This is a genomic window from Microbacterium soli, assembly GCF_039539005.1.
In the GTDB taxonomy this organism is placed as follows: domain Bacteria; phylum Actinomycetota; class Actinomycetes; order Actinomycetales; family Microbacteriaceae; genus Microbacterium; species Microbacterium soli.
The window spans coordinates 1260450-1277749 of record NZ_BAABCP010000001.1; the positions used below are offsets into that span (position 1 = coordinate 1260450).

A 17300-nucleotide genomic window follows, 5' to 3' on the forward strand; every position below is an offset into this window, starting at 1 on the left:
TTCCGGATCCGCGCTTAGCACTTTTTCTAGCACTTCCAACACGAATGGCCCCCGACCCGAGAGATAGAATCCCAGGTCAGGGGCCATTTCATTCGTGTGCGCGAGGGGGGACTTGAACCCCCACGCCCTTGCGGGCACTGGCACCTGAAGCCAGCGCGTCTACCAATTCCGCCACTCGCGCAGTCGTGTTCCGAAGAACTCAACCTGAAGATCCTAACACGGCCGCGCCTGCCGTCCGCACACCCCCGGGACCGGCATCCGTCGCCCTCATCCGCGGTCTCGCGCGGCGCCGACGGACGCGCGAGAACAGGAGATTCACCCGTTACAGGACGTTCCGGGCGGAGATCGTCCTGTCTTCGCCGAATCTCCTGTTCTCGCGCGAACGCCTCGTGGGATGCACCACCGCACCCGCGCCCCGTGGCGAGTGAAAAACACGCCGACTGAAGCGCGCTTCCAGCGCGGCTGGCTACGATGGCCCTACCGGTCGGCATGCCAGAGGAACCACGTGGGACTACTTGACAGCTTTGAGAAGGGTCTCGAACGCGCAGTGAACAGCGCGTTCGCCAAGACCTTCCGCAGCGGCATCCAGCCCGTCGAGATCGCCTCCGCCCTGCGCCGCGAGGCCGACACGAACGCGGCTGTGGTCAGCCGTGAGCGGATCATCACGCCCAGCGAGTACCTGGTGCGCCTGAGCGCGGAGGACGATGAGCGGATGCAGGCACTCGGCCACGCCCTCATCGACGAGCTCCACACCCTGCTGACCTCGCACGCCCGCACCCAGGGATACAGCTTCGCCGGCCCGCTGCACATCACGCTGCAGAGCGACGAGCACGTGGCCACCGGGACGGTCCGCGTCAGCGCGTCCGCCGTGCAGAGCGGCGTCACCTGGCAGGGCGTCGTCGAGGTCGACGGCAGGCAGCACACTCTCACGAGCGCACGCACGGTGATCGGCCGCGGCGGCGATGCCGACATCACGATCGCCGATGCCGGGTCCAGCCGCCGGCACGCCGAGATCCTCTGGGACGGCGAGCGCGCCCTGCTGCGCGACCTCCGTTCGACCAACGGCACCAAAGTGGACGGGCAGAAGGTGAGCGAGGCCCCGCTGAGCACCGGCACCGCGTTCACCATCGGACGCACGCAGCTGGTCTTCCGCGTCGTTCCCGCCTCCGGCTCCCCCGCCCCGGGCGCCCACGGCCTGCGAGGAGGCGTCTCGTGAGCGAACTGATGCTGCTCGTGCTGCGTGTCGGGTTCCTCGTGCTGCTGTGGTTCTTCGTGTTCGCCGTGGTCTACTCGCTGCGCGCCGACCTGTTCGGCGTGCGGGTGCGCAAGCTGCCCGCCGCTGAGGTCGCGGCACCGGCCTCCCCGGTGCACAGCGCCCCTCGGCCGAGCGGAACCCCGGCCCAGGCCGCCACCCGGCTCCTGATCACCTCCGGCCCGAAGGCGGGTCTGGAGGTTCCGCTGGGCGGCGCCGAGTCCCTGTCCATCGGCCGCTCCAGCGAGTCGGGTCTGGTGATCCGCGACGACTACACCTCCAGCCACCACGCCCGCATCTCCCGACGCGGGGACATCTGGACCCTCCAGGACCTCGGCTCCACCAACGGCACCTTCGTGAACGGCCAGCGGCTGGGCGACAAGGCCGTGCAGCTGCAGATCGGCGCGTCCGTCAAGGTGGGCGCCACGACCTTCGAGCTGCGAGCGTAAGGGTCACCCGTCCCGATGGTCTTCGAGGGCTCGAGCGCCGCGATCTCCCACACCGGCAAGGTGCGCTCCAACAACCAGGACTCCGGGTACTCCGGCGCGAACCTGTTCGTCGTCGCCGACGGCATGGGCGGGCACGCCGGCGGCGACGTCGCCTCCAGCATCGCGATCAGCCGCATGGAGGGCCTCGACGAGCACTACGCCTCCACCGACGACGCCGAGGCCGCGCTGCAGGCCGCGGCCACGACCGCCGCATCCGATCTGGTGCGCGCCTCCAAGGAGCGCCCGGAACTGGCGGGGCTCGGCACCACGCTCAGCGCGATCATCATGGTCGACGACCACGCCGTCATCGGCCACATCGGCGACTCCCGCATCTACCTGTACCGCGACGATGCGCTCACCCAGATCACCACCGACCACACCTTCGTGCAGCGGCTGGTCGACTCCGGCCGCATCACCCTCGAAGAGGCCCGTTACCACCCGCGCCGCTCGGTGCTGATGCGCGTGCTCAGCGACATGGACATCGCCCCCGACCTGGACATGTTCGTCATGCCCACGCGTCCGGGGGATCGCTGGCTGCTGTGCTCGGACGGGCTGTCCGGCGTGGTCGACGACACGCACATCGCCAAGGCCATGTCGCAGGGGCTCGCCCCCGGACGCACGGCCGACATCCTGCTCAAACAGGCCCTCGACGGCGGAGCCCCCGACAACGTCACCGTCGTGCTCGTGGACGTCGGCGGGGCGCATCCGCTCTCCTCCGGCACTCCGACGGTGGTCGGCGCCGCGTCGGACCCCACCGACCTGCCCGTGCCCGCCCCGCGATCGTCGCTCAGCGGCTGGCTGCACCCCGTGCTGCAGGCCGCCAACGAACCCAGCCACTTCGAGCCGGACTCCGACTACTTCGAGGAGATCATCGAAGAGGACAGGCGTCGGCGCACCCGCCGCCGCATCGCCTGGCTGGGCGCGTTCCTCGTGGCGGTGCTCGCGCTCATCGGTTTGGGGATCCTCGCCTACAACTGGACGCAGACGCGCTACTTCGTCGGCGCCGACGACGACAGCGTGGTGATCTACCGCGGCGTGCAGCAGGACCTCGGCCCCATCAAGCTGTCCACCGAGGTGAAGGACACCTTCATCCTGCTCGCCGATCTGCCCAGCTATCAGCGGGCGTCGGTGGAGCGCACCATCAACGCCCGCTCCTTCGCCGACGCGGTCGCCATCACCGAGCGACTGCGCGCCAGCGCCCTGCCACCGGTCCCCGTGCCCGTCCCGACCCCCGACCCGACGCCGGGTGCCCCCACCGCGCCCGCCCCGAACGCGACGGAGGAGGCGCCGACACCATGACCGACGTCACCGCCGACACCAGCGTCGTCAAGGCGCTCAAGCGCATCCGGATGCCGCAGAAGCAGCGCAACCGGGAGTTCTGGCTGCTGCTGTTCGCCATCGTGCTCTCCGCCGGTGCGCTCACCCTCGTGCAGCTGGGTGCGCTGAAGACCATCGACCCGATGATCCTCCTCATCGGCGGCGGACCCGCCGTGCTGGCGCTCGCGGTGCACATCGTGCTGCGCGTGGTGGCCTCGGATGCGGACCCCTTCGTCCTCCCGATCGGCACGGCCCTGACGGGGCTGGGCATCGCGATGATCTACCGCATCGACCTCGCCGCGGAGAACTCCGGATGGTCCGCGCTGTCCATCAAGCAGCTGGCGTGGATGGCCATCTCGCTGGCGGGCGTCATCGCCCTGATCATCGCGCTGCGCAACTACCGGGTGCTGTACCGCTTCACCTACCTGTCCGGGCTCGCCGGCATCGTGCTGCTCGTGCTGCCGTCCATCCCGTTCCTCAAGGCCAGGGGCGCGACGGCCGACGTGTGGGTGTCGATCGCCGGCGTGTTCTCGTTCCAGCCCGGCGAGCTGGCCAAGATCTGCCTGGCGATCTTCTTCGCCGGGTACCTCGTGCGCACTCGGGAGAGCCTCAGTTCCGTGGGCACCCGGTTCCTCGGCATGACCTGGCCGCGCATGCGCGAGCTCGGGCCCGTGCTGGTGGTGTGGGTCGTCTCGCTGCTGATCATCGTCAGCCAGCACGACCTCGGCACCGGCGTGCTGATCTTCGGCATGTTCATCGCGATGCTGTACGTGGCCACCGGAAAGACCAGCTGGGTGCTCATCGGCCTGGCCGGCGTCGCCGCCGGAGCGTTCCTCGCCACCCGGGTGCTGGCGTACGTCGAGCGCCGCTTCACGAACTGGCTGGACGCCTTCAACCCCGACATCATCGACGCGCGGGGCGGCAGCTACCAGCTCGTGGAGGGGATCTTCGGGCTCGCCCACGGCGGCCTGATCGGCACCGGCTGGGGGCAGGGGCGCCCGCAGATCACCCCGCTCGCGGCCAGCGACTACATCATCCCGAGCCTGGGGGAGGAGCTGGGCATCGTCGGCCTGTTCGCGATCCTCTGCCTGTACATGGTGTTCGTCAGTCGCGGGCTGCGCATCGGGCTGGCCGGCCAGGACGATTTCGGCAGGCTGCTGGCCACCGGGCTGTCGTTCACGATCGCACTGCAGGTGTTCATCATGGTCGGCGGCGTCACCCGGGTCATCCCGCTGACGGGCCTGACCACCCCGTTCCTCGCCGCCGGCGGCTCGTCGCTCGTGGCCAACTGGCTCATCGTCGCCCTCCTGCTGCGCATCAGCGACGGCGTGCGCCGCCAACCCAGGGTCGTGATCGGATGAGGACGGTGATCGGATGACCAAAGAACTGCGGAGGCTCAGCTTCGTCGTCCTCGCGATGTTCCTGTCGCTGTTCGTCGCGTCGAGCTGGATCCAGGTCGTCGACGCCGACAATCTCGCCCAGAACGCGGCCAACACCCGCACCCGCCTGGACAGCTACCAGATCCAGCGCGGGTCGATCCTCGTGGACGACTCGGCGATCGTCACCTCGGTGCCCACCGGCGACCGCTACCAGTATCAGCGCGTGTACACGGATGCGGAGATGTGGGCGCCCGTGACGGGATACTTCAACCCCGCACTGCAGGCCGCCACCGGCATCGAGAGCGCACTGAACTCCGATCTGTCCGGGACCGGCTCCAACGCGTTCTTCGCGGAGATCGAGCGCATCCTCTCCGGACAGCCGCAGCAGGGGCTCAGCGCCAGCCTGACCCTGAGCGCGAAGGCGCAGCGGGCGGCATGGGATGCGATGCAGGAGAAGGGCTATCAGGGCGCCGTCGTCGCGATCGAGCCCGCCACCGGCCGCATCCTGGCCATGGTGTCCACCCCCGGGTTCGACACGAACAAGCTGGCCGCACACGATCCCGCGGCCGTCGACGCCGAGCACGAGCGCCTGGTCGCCGACCCCGCCAAGCCGCTGTACAACCGCGCCATCGCCGGCAACCTCAACCCGCCGGGGTCGACCTTCAAGCTCGTCGTCGCGACGGCGGCGCTGCGCTCCGGCGACTGGACGCTGGAGTCGACGCTGCCCAACCCCGCCGTCTACCAGCTGCCCGGCTCGGACAGGCAGGTCTCCAACGCGTGGAAGGGCACGTGCGGCGAGGGCGAGACGACGACGATCGCGGAGGCGCTGCGGCGCAGCTGCAACATCCCGATGGCGGAGCTGGCCGTCGAGCTCGGCGGCGAGGCCATCCGCGAGACCGCCGAGCTGTACGGTTTCAACACCGAGTTCGACATCCCCCTGGAGGCGACCCCCTCGAGTTACCCGCCCGACCTGAACGCGCCGCAGACGGCGCTGACCGGGTTCGGCCAGGGGCAGGTCACCGCGACGCCGCTGCAGATGGCGATGGTGGCGGCGGGGATCGCCAACGGCGGCACCGTCATGACGCCGCGGATGGTGGATGCCGTGATCGCCGACGACTTCGAGACGCACACCCGGTTCACCGACGAGGCCTTCGATCAGGTGCTCACCGCCGCGCAGGCGCGCGACCTCACCGCGGTGCTGGTCGAGGGGGTCGGTTCGGGGGCGGCGACGGGTGCAAGAATAGACGGCGTCGACGTTGCCGGGAAGACGGGGACCGCCGAGAACGGCGGAAACCCGTACTCGCTGTGGTTCACAGGTTTCGCGCCGGCGGAGAATCCGAAGGTCGCGGTGGCGGTCGTCGTCGAAGACGGCGGTGGAAGAGGACAGTCGGGCTCCGGTAACGGGATTGCGGCTCCGATTGCGAAGAAAGTCATAGAGGCGGTGCTGGGCAGATGAGGCCGACGCAGGGTGTGTCGTTCGGTGGTCGCTACGAGCTGCAGTCGCGGATCGCGATCGGTGGCATGGGAGAGGTCTGGGAGGCGACCGATCACGTCATCGGGCGAACCGTCGCCATCAAGATCCTCAAGGACGAGTACATGGGCGATCCGGGCTTCCTGGAGCGCTTCCGCGCGGAGGCCCGGCATGCGGCGCTCGTCAACCACGACGGCATCGCCAGTGTGTTCGACTACGGCGAGGAGAACGGCTCCGCCTTCCTGGTGATGGAGCTCGTGCCCGGCGAGGCGCTGTCGACGATCCTCGAGCGCGACGGCGAGCTCAGCCCCGACAAGACCCTCGACATCGTCGCACAGACCGCATCCGCCCTGCAGGCCGCGCACGCCGCGGGACTCGTGCACCGGGACATCAAGCCCGGCAACCTGCTGATCACCCCGGACGGGCGGGTGAAGATCACCGATTTCGGCATCGCCCGCATCGCCGACCAGGTGCCGCTGACGGCCACCGGCCAGGTGATGGGGACCGTGCAGTACCTGTCCCCCGAGCAGGCGTCCGGCCACGCCGCATCACCGGCCACGGACGTGTACTCGCTGGGCATCGTCGCGTACGAGTGCCTCGCCGGCAAGCGACCCTTCACCGGCGAGTCGCAGGTGGCGATCGCCATGGCGCAGATCAACGAGCAGCCTCCGCCGCTGCCCGATTCCGTCCCCCGCCCCGTGCAGAACCTCGTCATGGCGATGATCGCCAAGAAGCCGGGGGACCGGCCCTCCTCCGCCGCCACCGTGTCGCGCGCGGCGCAGGCGCTGCGCCGCGGCGACCTGAACTCGGCGGCGATCGCCGTGCCCGCCATCGCCGCTGCGGGTGCGGCGGATGCCGACGACGCCACGCGCATCCTGACGGGGATGGGCGACGGCGAGGCCACCCGCATCCTGCCCACCACGGCGCAGATGCCCGCCGGTGGCGCGACCGAGGAGGAAGCGCCGACGGAGAAGAAGAAGCGCAGCCCGTGGACCTGGCCGCTCATCGCGCTCATCGCCCTGCTCGTGCTCGCCCTCGGCGGCACGCTGTTCAGCCTGCTGCTCAACCCCGGCGATGAGACCCCCATCGAGTCGACCTCCAGCTCAGCCGCTCCCGAACCGGACGACAGCCCGACCGAGGAGGCCCCCGAGCCCGTCGACGTCGATGCGCTCAACCTTCTCGGCATGACGTGCGACGAGGCCACCGCCGCGCTGGATGCGGAGGGTCTCGTCGCCGACTGCATCGCGGGCACCCCGGCTTCCAGCGAGGCCGAGCAGGGCCAGATCTACGAGGTGGTCAACGGCGGCAACCAGACCCCACCGGCGACCATCCAGGTCAAGTACTACGCCGATCAGGTCGCCGTGCCGGCACCGTCCACCGCGCCCACCATCCCGGGCGCGGTCACCGAGGGCGAGGAGGCGACCGTGAACTGGAGCGCCTACAACTGCCCCTCCGGCACCGCGCCTCTCAGCTCCTACGAAGTCACCCTCGTCAACGCGACCTTCAAGGAGGGCGGCGGCACCGAGAGGAGCTTCCAGCCCGGCGTGGGCTCCCAGGTGATCGTCGTCGACGACGACACGGCGGGCAAGACGGTCACCGCCACGTACCGCGCGTTCTGCGGCGAACGCGCCTCCGGGATGTCCGGCTCGGGCACGTCGACGACCATCCAGGCCGCCGAGCCCGACCCGGGCACGGTCCTGCCCACGCCTCCCGCCGACCTGCCAGGTTCCGACGGGTAATCTGACAGGGGACTTCAAGGATCAGCTGGGGGGACGGACGTGTCGACAGAGCCGCGCATCCTCGCCGACCGCTACCGCGTGGATGAGATGATCGGCCAGGGCGGGATGGCGACCGTCCACCGCGGCTACGACCTCACGCTCGGACGCGAGGTCGCGATCAAGATCCTCGACCCCGAGCTGGCCAGGGACACGGTCTTCCGCACGCGCTTCCGCTTGGAGGCGCAGGCGGCGTCCCGCATGTCGCATCCGTCCATCGTGCGCGTGTTCGACGCCGGCGATCCCGGTGCGGACGGCCAGGGTCGCATCGAACCGTACATCGTCATGGAGCTCGTGCACGGCAGGCTCCTCAAGGACATCATCGCCGACGGTCCACTGTCGGTCGAGGACGCGATCCGCTACACCGACGGGATCCTGGAGGCACTGGACTATTCGCACCGCGCGGGTGTCGTGCATCGCGACATCAAGCCCGGCAACGTGATGATCACCGACGCCGGCCAGGTGAAGGTGATGGACTTCGGCATCGCCCGAGCCGTCTCCGACTCCTCCTCGACGGTGGCGGAGACCACCCAGATCATCGGCACCGCCGCCTACTTCTCGCCCGAGCAGGCCAAGGGCGAGTCGGTGGACTCCCGTACCGACCTGTACTCCACCGGTGTCGTGCTCTACGAGATGCTCACCTCGCGTCAGCCGTTCCGGGGCGACTCGCCGGTGGCCGTGGCCTACCAGCACGTCAGCGAGACGCCGATCCCGCCGTCCGAGCTCAACGAGGACCTCCCGCACGCGCTGGACGCCGTGGTGCTGCGGGCCCTCGCGAAGGACCCGTACCAGCGCTTCCCCGACGCCGGCACCTTCCGGATGGCTCTGCACGGCGTCGCCTCCGGCGAGACCGCCACGAAGAAGCAGATCGGCGCGCTCACCAGCGAGCTCTACGGGCCCAACCCGCGTCAGGCGCAGGAGACCGCTCGGTCGCTGCGCCAGCTGAGCACCGACACCACCATGACCCGCACGCAGTCCGGGCCTCCGGTCGCATGGATCTGGGCGGGCGTGGCGCTGCTGGCCGTGCTGCTGATCTCGGTGCTGTTCTGGGTCGTGAGCCTGTCGCTGCGCTCCACCGAGGTGCCCAGCGCGACCTCGGTGACGGTGCCGAACCTCGTCGACCTGACACTCGACCAGGCCAAGGGCGAGCTCAAGGAGATCGGGCTGAAGGCCGATGTGCGCGACGAGTCCAGCGCCGACTTCGCCGAAGATCACGTGATCCGCTCACAACCCGGGACGGGAGCGAAGGTCTCCAAGGGCGAGTCGATCATCGTGTACGTCTCCACCGGCGCCGACACCATCGAGATGCCGGTCATCGAGGGCCTGTCGCAGGATGCCGCGAAGAAGGTCATCGCCGACGCCGACCTCGTGCTGGGCACGGTCGAGCAGACCAACGACCCGCGTGCGGCCGCGGGAACCGTGCTGCGCTCCAGCCAGGAGGCCGGAACCCAGGTGGCGCCGGGCACGACCATCAACCTGGTCATCGCCAACGGCCGGGTCACGGTCAAGGACATGACGGGGTTCACCCTGGAAGCGGCCACCTCCGAGCTCGAGGAGCTGGCGCTGACCGTGGCGCCCACCGAGATCGGCACCTGCGGCGACGGACAGGCGCCGAACACCGTGCTGTCGATGACCGTCTCGCCCGGCGAGGTGCCGATCCTCTCGACGGTGGGCCTGAGCTACTGCGTCACGGGGGAGTGAGCCCGCACCCCGGCCAGCCAGTTCCCCAGCATCCGGTGCCCACCCTCGGTGAGCACGCTCTCCGGGTGGAACTGCACGCCGAGGATCGGCAGGCTGCGATGCGTGATGGCCATGACCGTCCCGCTCTCCGCGCGCGCGGTGATCCGCAGCTCGTCCGGCAGGGTCGCCTCGTCGAGCGCGAGCGAGTGGTAGCGTCCGGCGGCGAACGGTGAGGGGATGCCGTCGAACAGCGCCGACCCGTCATGGGTCACCTGCGAGACCATGCCGTGCATGAGCTCCGGCGCACGGATCACGCTGCCGCCGAACGCCTCACCGATGGCCTGATGCCCCAGGCACACGCCCAGCATCGGCATCCGCTCCTCCGCCGCCCGCCGCACCACCTGCAGCGACGCGCCCGCGCTCGACGGGGTCCCCGGGCCGGGCGAGATCATCACGGCGTCGTGCACCGACAGCATCCGCTCCCACCCGGCATCCGGCGCATCCGACTGGACGAGGGCGACCTCCGCGCCCAGTTCGCGCAGGTAGCCGATCAGGGTGTGCACGAAGCTGTCGTGGTTGTCGACCACCAGCACGCGCACGGTCACTCCAGATCCACCTCACCGGGCGTGACGTACGGACTCACCCACGGGAACACGTAGAAGAACAGGGCGTAGAGCACGGCCGCCAGCAGCGCCAGCAGGATGATCAGGCGCACCCACCACGGGCCAGGCAGCAGGCGCCACAGCGCAGCGTACATCGGCGTTCTCCTTACAGTGACGGGGAGGCGGGTTCGACGGGGGCGAGGGAGGCGGGAGGCCCCTCGGCGCGCGGCTGGAAGCTCTCGAACACCCCATAGGCGACGATCCGCTCCGCCAGGGAGTACAGCGGGGAGCACGCGGTGAGGGTGATGTACCGTTCCCCGGTCTGCACCCCGGGCTGCTGCGGCACATCGGCGAGGACGTCGACCTCGGTGGGCCGGACGTACTCCAGCGTGCGGAACCGGTAGGTGTACCAGCCGTCGAGCGTCTCGACGACGATCGCGTCGTTCAGCCTGAGCTTGTCGATCCGGTTGAACGGCTTCCCCCACGTGGTGCGATGCCCGGCCAGGGCGAGGTTGCCGACCTCTCCCGGCATCTTCGACTGCGTGTACAGGCCGATGCCGATCCTGTCGAGCGTGCGGGCGCGACTCGTGCCGCCGGCGATGTGCACGTTGTAGTCGGCCCCGAAGCGGGGGATGAGCATGTTGGCGAAGATCTCGGCATCCGCCGGATGCGGACGCACCGGCGGCTCGTACACGACCGTGCCGTCGGGCTCGGTCTCCACGACGGGCGGCGGCTCCGGCGCGGGTGCCTGGGCCCACTGCTCGGACAGCGCGGCGCCCTTCTCGTTGTTCTGGGCCCCGATGATGATGTCGCCGATCCACATCTGCCAGGAGACGAACAGCAGCACGAGCACCCCGGCCGTGAGCAGGAGCTCGCCGAGCACCCCGCTAAACGTCGCCCCTGATCGACGCCGCGGGCGCGATGAGTGCCGGGCGGGAGCGACAGCATGCATAGGGGGAAGTCTATTCGCCCCGGCTAGACTGAACCGCATGGCACGATCTCGCGTACCCGAAGAGCCCGTCGACCGTCCCGAAGGCGACCAGGCCGCGCCCAACGCCGTATGGTTCAAGCCCGTCATGGTCGGCTTCATGCTGCTCGGTCTCGCCTGGATCCTGGTGTACTACATCTCCGGCTCGCAGTTCCCGATCCCCGGCCTCGGCGGCTGGAACCTCGGCATCGGGCTGGGCATCGCCCTGATCGGCTTCCTCATGACCACGCGCTGGCGCTGACCCGCCGAGAGAGTTATCCACAGGCCTGTCCACAGGTGGGGAGAATTACACGGATGTTGTTCACAGGGTCGGACGGTTCTGTGAACAACCTCTGATCAGGCCAGCAGCAGCATCCGCCCGACGAACTCCACGACCACCAGCAGCACGACGGTGAGAGCGGCCAGCAGCGCGATCTGCCAAATCCGCTGCTCGCGGCGGCGGGTGCGCACGTAGATGAGCGAGATCAGCGCGCCGACGACCACCCCGCCGAGGTGCGCCTGCCACGAGATGCCGCCGACGACGAGCCCGAAGACGAAGTTGATCACGAGCACGACGAGGATGCCGGTGACGTTGGCTCCGAGATGCCGGCCGATGATGAGCAGGGCCGCCATCATCCCGAACAGGGCGCCGGATGCGCCGACGGTCGGAGCGCCGGGTGCCAGCAGCGCGACGGCGACGGATCCGCCCAGCCCGCTGATCAGGTACAACGCGAGGTAGCGGCCGCGGCCCAGCATGGGTTCGAGGATCTGCCCCAGCATCCACAGGGCCAGCATGTTCAGCCCGAGGTGGATGAAACCGCCGTGCACGAACAGCACGGTCAGCATGCGCCAGGGCTCGAACGGGGCGCCGGAGAGGTCCGGATAGATGTACGCCGCCGCGAACAGCAGCAGGTCGGTGATCGCGCCGCCCACGCGCGGGAGCAGCTGGAGCAGCCCGATCACAGCGGTGACGGCCAGCAGCGCGTACGTGACGACCGGCCGACCGCTGCGGCCGGCCATCGCCACCGCACCACCGCGCCACCGTCGGCTCGCCCGCCGCTGGGCGGGGGACTGGGCCTTGCGCTGCGCCTTCATGCACTCCGGGCAGATCACCCCGACGGGGCCCTGGGTCTGGCACTCCGGGCAGATGGTGCGCAGGCAGCGCTGGCAGAGCACGAAGCTCTGCCGACCCGGATGCCGGTAGCAGAAGTTGTCGCGATTGCTCGTGAACTCTGGAGTCGTCATCCGGGTCGGCCCGTGCTCTCAGGCCTTGACGATGTCGACGGACTGCAGCACGACCGCCTCGACGGGGCGATCGCCGGCACCGGTGGGAACGGCGGAGATCGCGTCGACGACGGCCTTGGAGGCGTCATCGACGACGGCGCCGAAGATGGTGTGCTTGCCCTGCAGCCACGGGGTGGGGTCGGTGGTGATGAAGAACTGCGAGCCGTTGGTGCCCTCGGCCTTGCCGGTGATGGCGTTGCGGCGCAGACCCGCGTTGGCCATGGCGAGCATGTAGGGCTCGTTGAAGTTCAGCTCGGGGTGGATCTCGTCGTTGAAGTTGTAGCCGGGACCACCGGTGCCCTGGCCGAGCGGGTCGCCGCCCTGGATCATGAAGTTCGGGATGATGCGGTGGAAGATGACGTCCTTGTACAGCGGACCTTCGCCGGGCTTGCCGGTGGCGGGGTGGGTCCACTCCTTGGTCCCGTCGGCGAGGCCGACGAAGTTGGCGACGGTGTTCGGCGCGTGATCGCCGTAGAGGTTGATGACGATGTCGCCGTGGTTGGTGTGCAGGGTTGCGACGTGAGAAGCATGAGGCATGGTCATATTCTCGCAGAGGCCTGCTGTGCGGGTGCAGATATTCGCACAAGTCGGACGGATGCGCCAGACCCTGCCCGCTTCCAGCCTCGCATGGCAAGATGAGACACCTACGGACTCCGACCGACGGGAGAGCAACGTGAACCTCAGCCGCAGGCGCAAGAAGGAGCTGCGCAAGCTACAGGACGATGCAGGGCAGCTGTGGGAGGCGCAGCAGGTGCTCGTGGGCCAGGCGGCGGGAATCGCCCGCGAAGCCGGCCGCCAGCTCGGGAACTTCAACCGTGAGCGGATCGTACCGGTCGTGCAGGACGCCTACGCGCGTAAGGTCGCCCCGACGGTGGATCGCGGGCTGCGGATCGGCAGGCACGTCGTCGACGAGAAGGTCGTCCCGATCGTGGGCGGTGTGGTCGGTACGGCGCTGTCGGCGTGGGACGTCGCCAACGCCAAGCGGCACGGCGCCGTGACCCGTGTCGCGCCCGCGCCGCGGAAGAAGGGCCTCGGCCTGGGATCGTTCATCGCGCTCGTGCTCGGCGCCGCGGCGGCGATCGGTGTGGTGGTCGCCGCCTGGCAGGCACTGCGCGCGGACGACGAGCTGTGGGTCGCCGACGACCCGCTGTCCGCTCCCGACGCGTGACAGCATCGACCGACGGCCACGGTAGAGCCGACGGGCTCGAGCGTGTCCGCGTCGCGGCATCCGCTCGAGGTCTGGACATCGACATCCGGGAGCGTCCGGCCGCCGGCAGTCTGCAGGAGGCCGCGAAGCTGCTGGGCCTGGAGCCCTCCGACATCGTCAAGACGCTGGTGGTCAAGCGCCACGACGACTCGTATCTGTTCGCGCTGGTGCCCGGCGGCCGCTCGATCTCCTGGCCGAAGCTGCGCGCCGTCGTGGGCGTGAACCGGTTGCGCCTGCCCGAACCGGACCTGGCGCTGGCTGCGACCGGGTACGAGCGCGGCACGATCGTGCCGATCGGCAGCAGCACCGACTGGCCGGTGTACGCGGACGAGTCGATCGTCGGGCGCCGGGTCGCGATGGGCGCCGGTGCGCACGGCTACAGCCTGTTCGTCGACGCCGACGCGCTGATCGCCTCCTACGGTGCGACCGTGGCGGACATCTCCGTTCCCGAGTCGCAGCGTTAGGGCGGCCGGCTGCGGCGGCCGGATTCAGAGGATGCCGGCCATCCGCAGCGAGATGTCCACGAGCTTCACCCTCTGAAGTCGGGCCACCTCCTCGAGCGTGAACCACGCCGCCATGTCGGTGGACCCGTTGGTCTCGAACCGCAGGTGCCCGCCGGTGATCTCCGCCCGGTACACGATGCGCAGGGTGTGCAGCGGTGACCCCGCCTTGTGCAAGCGCTGGGAGCCCGGAATGACACGGGAGTGGATGCCGAGCAGCGCGGTGGTCTCGATGCGGAACCCGGTCTCCTCGCGCAGCTCACGTCGCACGGCGAGCTCGGGATCCTCGCCCTCCTCGAGACCTCCGCCGGGCATGGTCCAGGCCACTCGGCGCCCCTCGGTCCAGCGTGCGAGCAGGATCCTGTCCTGGTCGTCGGTGACGACCGCGTATGCCGCCACACGCAGATCCATGTTTCACACAGTAGCGCGCGCCACCCCGGCATCCGGATTCCCGCGTCAGCGGACCACCGCCGTGACCGACGCCAACCGCTGCAGCACCTCGTGACTGATGGACCCGAGCAGGAAGCGGCGCACGGCGCCGTGCCCGCGGCTGCCCACGACCGTCAGCCGTGCGCTGCCGGCGAGCTCGTTGATGATGACGGAGGGGAAGCCCTCGGCCACGGCCTCCTCGATCCGCAGGTCGGGGTAGGTGCCGCGCAGGCCCGCCAGCGACAGCGCGAGCGCTTGTCGAGCGTTCTCCTCCATGCCCTCCCGGTACGCCTGAGGGCTGGCCATGAGGGCATTGCGCGGGGCGGAGATCGGCGTCCAGACGATCACGGCCGTCAGCGGCTCGCCCAGGCGGTCCGCTTCGGCCGCCGCGAAGGCGATCGCCGCCTCGGACACCGCCGAGCCGTCCACACCCACGACCACACCGTGGCGCTCCTCGTCCGCATCGAGGTCGAAGTCCGGGACCACGACGACGGGGCAGTGTGAGGCGGCAGTGAGGCGGATGCCGTGCGAGCCGCGCGCTGGCCCCTGTCCGGGGCCTCGGTAGTCGCTGCCGATCACCAGCAGCACGGCGTCCTCCGATGCGGCGGAGAGCACCGCGACGGGATCGCCGAGCTCGACGCGGGTGGTCACCGTCACACCGCCGGCAGTGAGGCGTTCGGCCTCGGCGGTGAGCAGCCGCTCGGTGTCGGTCAGGGCGGCGTCGATGACGATGCCCTCACCGACCATGCCGACCGCACCGCCGACGACACTCAGAAGCTCGATGCTCTGCGAGCGGGCGCGCGCCCGCTCCACCGCCCAGTCGACGGCCCGGCGGCTTCCGGAGGCATCCGTGACGCCCACGATGATCTTGTCGGTCATTTCGGGCTCCCGTCCGTGGTGGCCTCACTCTATCCAGTCACGGCCGGATCCGCACCGTGCCGGTCCCGTCGGCCGGATTCACACGCCCATCGCGTCCAGCGCGGTCCTGAGCCGGGCGACCGTGCCGTCGATATCGCCGAGCTTGTCGAGGCCGAACAGTCCCATCCGGAAGGTGGAGAACGACTCCGGCTCCCCGCAGTGCAGCGGCACGCCCGCGGCGATCTGCAGGCCGTGCTCGGCGAACCGGCGGCCCGTGCGCAGACCCTGATCGGCGGTGTGCACGACGACGACGCTGGGCGCGGCGAACTCCGAGGCGGCCACGGAGGGCAGCCCGCGCTCGGCCAGGAGCTCCCGCACCCGTCCGCCGAGCTCGATCTGCGCCGCACGCAGCGTCTCGAGGCCGCGATCACGGGTCTCGATCATCTGCACGAGGTTGCGCGCGATGGAGTCGGTGGGCATGGTCGCGTGGTAGCCGGCACCGCCGTCGCGATAGCCGTCGGAGATGGCCAGCCAGCGGCTCAGGTCGAGGGCGAAGCTGCCGGGAACGCCGGATGCCACGGCATCCCGCCCCCGCTCGCTGAGCATGACGAACCCGGTCCCCGGGGTGCCGCTCCACCCCTTCTGCGGCGCGCTGAGCAGCACGTCGACGTCGAGGGCGCGCATGTCGACCCACATCGCCCCGGAGGCGATGCAGTCCAGCACGAACACCCCGCCGACCTCGTGGACGGCCGCGGCGAGCGCGCGCACGTAGTCGTCCGGGAGGAGGATGCCGGCCGCGGTCTCCACGTGCGGCGCGAACACGACATCCGGACGTTCGGCGCGGATCGCGTCGACGACCTCCGCGCTGGGGGCGGGACTCCAGGCGGCCTGCGGGCCGTCGCCATCGGGTCGGGCGGCGCAGACGGTGACGGCGGATGCGACCGGCCCGGCCTCGAGGATCTGCGACCAGCGGTAGGAGAACAGCCCGTTGCGCACGACGAGGGCTTTCCGGCCGGTGGTCAGCCGGCGGGCGACGGACTCCATGGCGTAGCTGCCGCCGCCGTTGATCACCGCGACGCCGTCAGCGCGATACGTGTCGCGGAGGATGGTCAGGGTCTGCTGCATGACGCCGATGAAGCGCTGCGACATGTGGTTGAGGGATCGGTCGGTGAAGACCACCGAGTACTCCAGCAGTCCGTCCGGATCGACGTCGGCGTGGGGAAGGCTCATGCCTCCCAGGGTGGCACCGCGCAGGGGTTCCGGTAAAGGGCTTCCACAAGACGGAACCCTCCCGAGGCTGCCGCACCAGCTCATGTGGCGCGATCAGTCACATCCCTGGGAAGAGGCGACGTGTCGCGCCACATGAACCCGCCATCACGGCATCTTCGTGGCCGTGATGCTCAGGTTGGCCTGCTCGGAGAAGACGACCAGCACGCCGGTCTCGCCGTCGTTGAGGTTCCACATGTTGGAGGACCCGTTCTCGAACGGGCCGTTCAGGGTGTAACCGGCGGTCTCGGCATCCTGGAGCATCTGCTCGACCTCCGCCATGCTCACGCCGTCGTAGTTGAGGGCCCAGCCGCCGCCGACCGTTCCACCGCCCTCTCCGACCGTCACCACGGATGTCGGCGCCTTCTCGGGCAGCGGCAGGTCTTCGGGGAACCCGTCGGGGATCTTGGTGCCGACCTTGACGTCACCCAGACCGACCTCCACATCCCCCGCGGGCCCCTCGTCCGCATCGGCATCGGGGACCTCGGCGGCGCCCTCCGGTGCCGCGTCGCCCTCCTGACTCGTCGTTCCGGGCTGGTCGGCGGGTTCCCCGCCACCAGAGCACCCGGTCAGCAGCAGGCCGCACAGCGCCAGCGGCGCCGCCACGCGGACGGCGAGGGAATGGGGGATTCTCATGCGTTCCCGAGTGGGCAAGTGATCCATGATGACTCCTGGGGATTGGTGATCATTGTTGCCCACATGATACAAACCCCTGGTTCGGCGGCGAGGCGCACCATCGTGATCCGCGCCGGCTTCGCGAGCCCATTCAGCGAGTTCGGGTAGCGCCGCAGCCCAACCCAACGAAACCTGGCAGTCCGACTCCGC

Annotated in this window: 19 protein-coding genes and 1 tRNA gene; 10 read left to right on the forward strand and 10 right to left on the reverse strand. The window is 69.7% G+C overall.

The window, feature by feature from the left end; all coding sequences use genetic code 11:
- Positions 1-97: 97 nt before the first annotated feature.
- A tRNA-Leu gene (locus ABD770_RS05840) sits at positions 98-181 on the reverse strand.
- Positions 182-505: 324 nt separating this feature from the next.
- Here ABD770_RS05840 and ABD770_RS05845 point away from each other — a divergent pair.
- From ABD770_RS05845 to pknB, 7 genes are read left to right on the forward strand one after another with little or no spacing between them, the layout of a single operon-like run.
- Positions 506-1216, forward strand: a complete 711-nt coding sequence (locus ABD770_RS05845; RefSeq protein ID WP_344818580.1) for an FHA domain-containing protein — start codon at positions 506-508, stop codon at positions 1214-1216.
- On the forward strand, positions 1213-1701 hold the full coding sequence (locus tag ABD770_RS05850) for an FHA domain-containing protein FhaB/FipA (protein WP_344818581.1): 489 nt from the start codon (positions 1213-1215) through the stop codon (positions 1699-1701). The genes ABD770_RS05845 and ABD770_RS05850 overlap by 4 nt, the downstream gene beginning before the upstream one ends.
- A 15-nt stretch (positions 1702-1716) precedes the next feature.
- Entirely contained in the window at positions 1717-3039 is a 1323-nt protein-coding gene (locus tag ABD770_RS05855; RefSeq protein WP_344818582.1) for a PP2C family protein-serine/threonine phosphatase, read from the forward strand.
- Positions 3036-4418: an FtsW/RodA/SpoVE family cell cycle protein gene (locus tag ABD770_RS05860; RefSeq protein ID WP_344818583.1), complete on the forward strand. Its 1383-nt coding sequence runs from the start codon at positions 3036-3038 to the stop codon at positions 4416-4418. Before ABD770_RS05855 ends, ABD770_RS05860 begins: the two co-directional genes overlap by 4 nt.
- Positions 4419-4431: 13 nt before the next feature.
- Entirely contained in the window at positions 4432-5892 is a 1461-nt protein-coding gene (locus tag ABD770_RS05865; RefSeq protein ID WP_344818584.1) for a peptidoglycan D,D-transpeptidase FtsI family protein, read from the forward strand.
- Positions 5889-7646 carry a serine/threonine-protein kinase gene (locus ABD770_RS05870; protein WP_344818585.1) on the forward strand — a complete coding sequence of 586 codons (1758 nt, stop codon included), beginning with the start codon at positions 5889-5891 and terminating at the stop codon, positions 7644-7646. The genes ABD770_RS05865 and ABD770_RS05870 overlap by 4 nt, the downstream gene beginning before the upstream one ends.
- 39 nt (positions 7647-7685) lie before the next feature.
- Complete coding sequence (gene pknB, locus ABD770_RS05875; RefSeq protein ID WP_344818586.1) at positions 7686-9383, forward strand: Stk1 family PASTA domain-containing Ser/Thr kinase; 1698 nt, start codon at positions 7686-7688, stop codon at positions 9381-9383.
- On the opposite strand, the gene ABD770_RS05880 is transcribed toward pknB, so the two are convergent.
- The 3 genes from ABD770_RS05880 to ABD770_RS05890 are packed head-to-tail and all read right to left on the reverse strand — an operon-like array spanning position 9362 to position 10916.
- On the reverse strand, positions 9362-9967 hold the full coding sequence (locus ABD770_RS05880) for an anthranilate synthase component II (RefSeq protein WP_344818587.1): 606 nt from the start codon (positions 9965-9967) through the stop codon (positions 9362-9364). The genes pknB and ABD770_RS05880 overlap by 22 nt on opposite strands.
- Positions 9964-10119, reverse strand: a complete 156-nt coding sequence (locus ABD770_RS05885; RefSeq protein ID WP_344818588.1) for a hypothetical protein — start codon at positions 10117-10119, stop codon at positions 9964-9966. Before ABD770_RS05885 ends, ABD770_RS05880 begins: the two co-directional genes overlap by 4 nt.
- A gap of 11 nt (positions 10120-10130) precedes the next feature.
- Positions 10131-10916 (reverse strand): class E sortase, encoded by a 786-nt coding sequence (locus tag ABD770_RS05890; protein WP_344818589.1) that lies wholly within the window; start codon positions 10914-10916, stop codon positions 10131-10133.
- 37 nt (positions 10917-10953) lie between these two features.
- Between ABD770_RS05890 and ABD770_RS05895 the strand changes: the two genes are divergently transcribed.
- The gene (locus ABD770_RS05895; protein WP_344818590.1) at positions 10954-11193 is read left to right on the forward strand and encodes a cell division protein CrgA; all 240 of its coding nucleotides are present in this window, start codon (positions 10954-10956) and stop codon (positions 11191-11193) included.
- A gap of 95 nt (positions 11194-11288) precedes the next feature.
- On the opposite strand, the gene ABD770_RS05900 is transcribed toward ABD770_RS05895, so the two are convergent.
- On the reverse strand, positions 11289-12176 hold the full coding sequence (locus ABD770_RS05900; RefSeq protein ID WP_344818592.1) for a rhomboid family intramembrane serine protease: 888 nt from the start codon (positions 12174-12176) through the stop codon (positions 11289-11291).
- Between the two features lie 18 nt (positions 12177-12194).
- Entirely contained in the window at positions 12195-12752 is a 558-nt protein-coding gene (locus ABD770_RS05905) for a peptidylprolyl isomerase (RefSeq protein ID WP_344818593.1), read from the reverse strand.
- A gap of 136 nt (positions 12753-12888) precedes the next feature.
- Here ABD770_RS05905 and ABD770_RS05910 point away from each other — a divergent pair, with 136 nt between their 5' ends.
- The gene (locus ABD770_RS05910) at positions 12889-13383 is read left to right on the forward strand and encodes a DNA helicase (RefSeq protein ID WP_344818594.1); all 495 of its coding nucleotides are present in this window, start codon (positions 12889-12891) and stop codon (positions 13381-13383) included.
- Complete coding sequence (locus tag ABD770_RS05915; RefSeq protein ID WP_425562736.1) at positions 13380-13886, forward strand: aminoacyl-tRNA deacylase; 507 nt, start codon at positions 13380-13382, stop codon at positions 13884-13886. Before ABD770_RS05910 ends, ABD770_RS05915 begins: the two co-directional genes overlap by 4 nt.
- A gap of 24 nt (positions 13887-13910) precedes the next feature.
- Here the strand turns inward: ABD770_RS05915 and ABD770_RS05920 are convergent, their stop codons facing one another.
- The 4 genes from ABD770_RS05920 to ABD770_RS05935 form a co-directional block, all read right to left on the reverse strand.
- Positions 13911-14333, reverse strand: coding sequence for an NUDIX hydrolase (locus ABD770_RS05920; RefSeq protein WP_344818595.1), 423 nt, complete (start codon positions 14331-14333; stop codon positions 13911-13913).
- A gap of 45 nt (positions 14334-14378) precedes the next feature.
- A complete protein-coding gene (locus ABD770_RS05925; RefSeq protein WP_344818596.1) occupies positions 14379-15230 on the reverse strand; it encodes a universal stress protein in 852 nt (283 codons plus the stop codon).
- A gap of 78 nt (positions 15231-15308) precedes the next feature.
- Positions 15309-16439 (reverse strand): aminotransferase class V-fold PLP-dependent enzyme, encoded by a 1131-nt coding sequence (locus ABD770_RS05930; RefSeq protein ID WP_344818597.1) that lies wholly within the window; start codon positions 16437-16439, stop codon positions 15309-15311.
- 144 nt (positions 16440-16583) lie between these two features.
- Positions 16584-17111, reverse strand: coding sequence for a hypothetical protein (locus ABD770_RS05935; protein ID WP_344818598.1), 528 nt, complete (start codon positions 17109-17111; stop codon positions 16584-16586).
- Positions 17112-17300 lie beyond the last annotated feature (189 nt).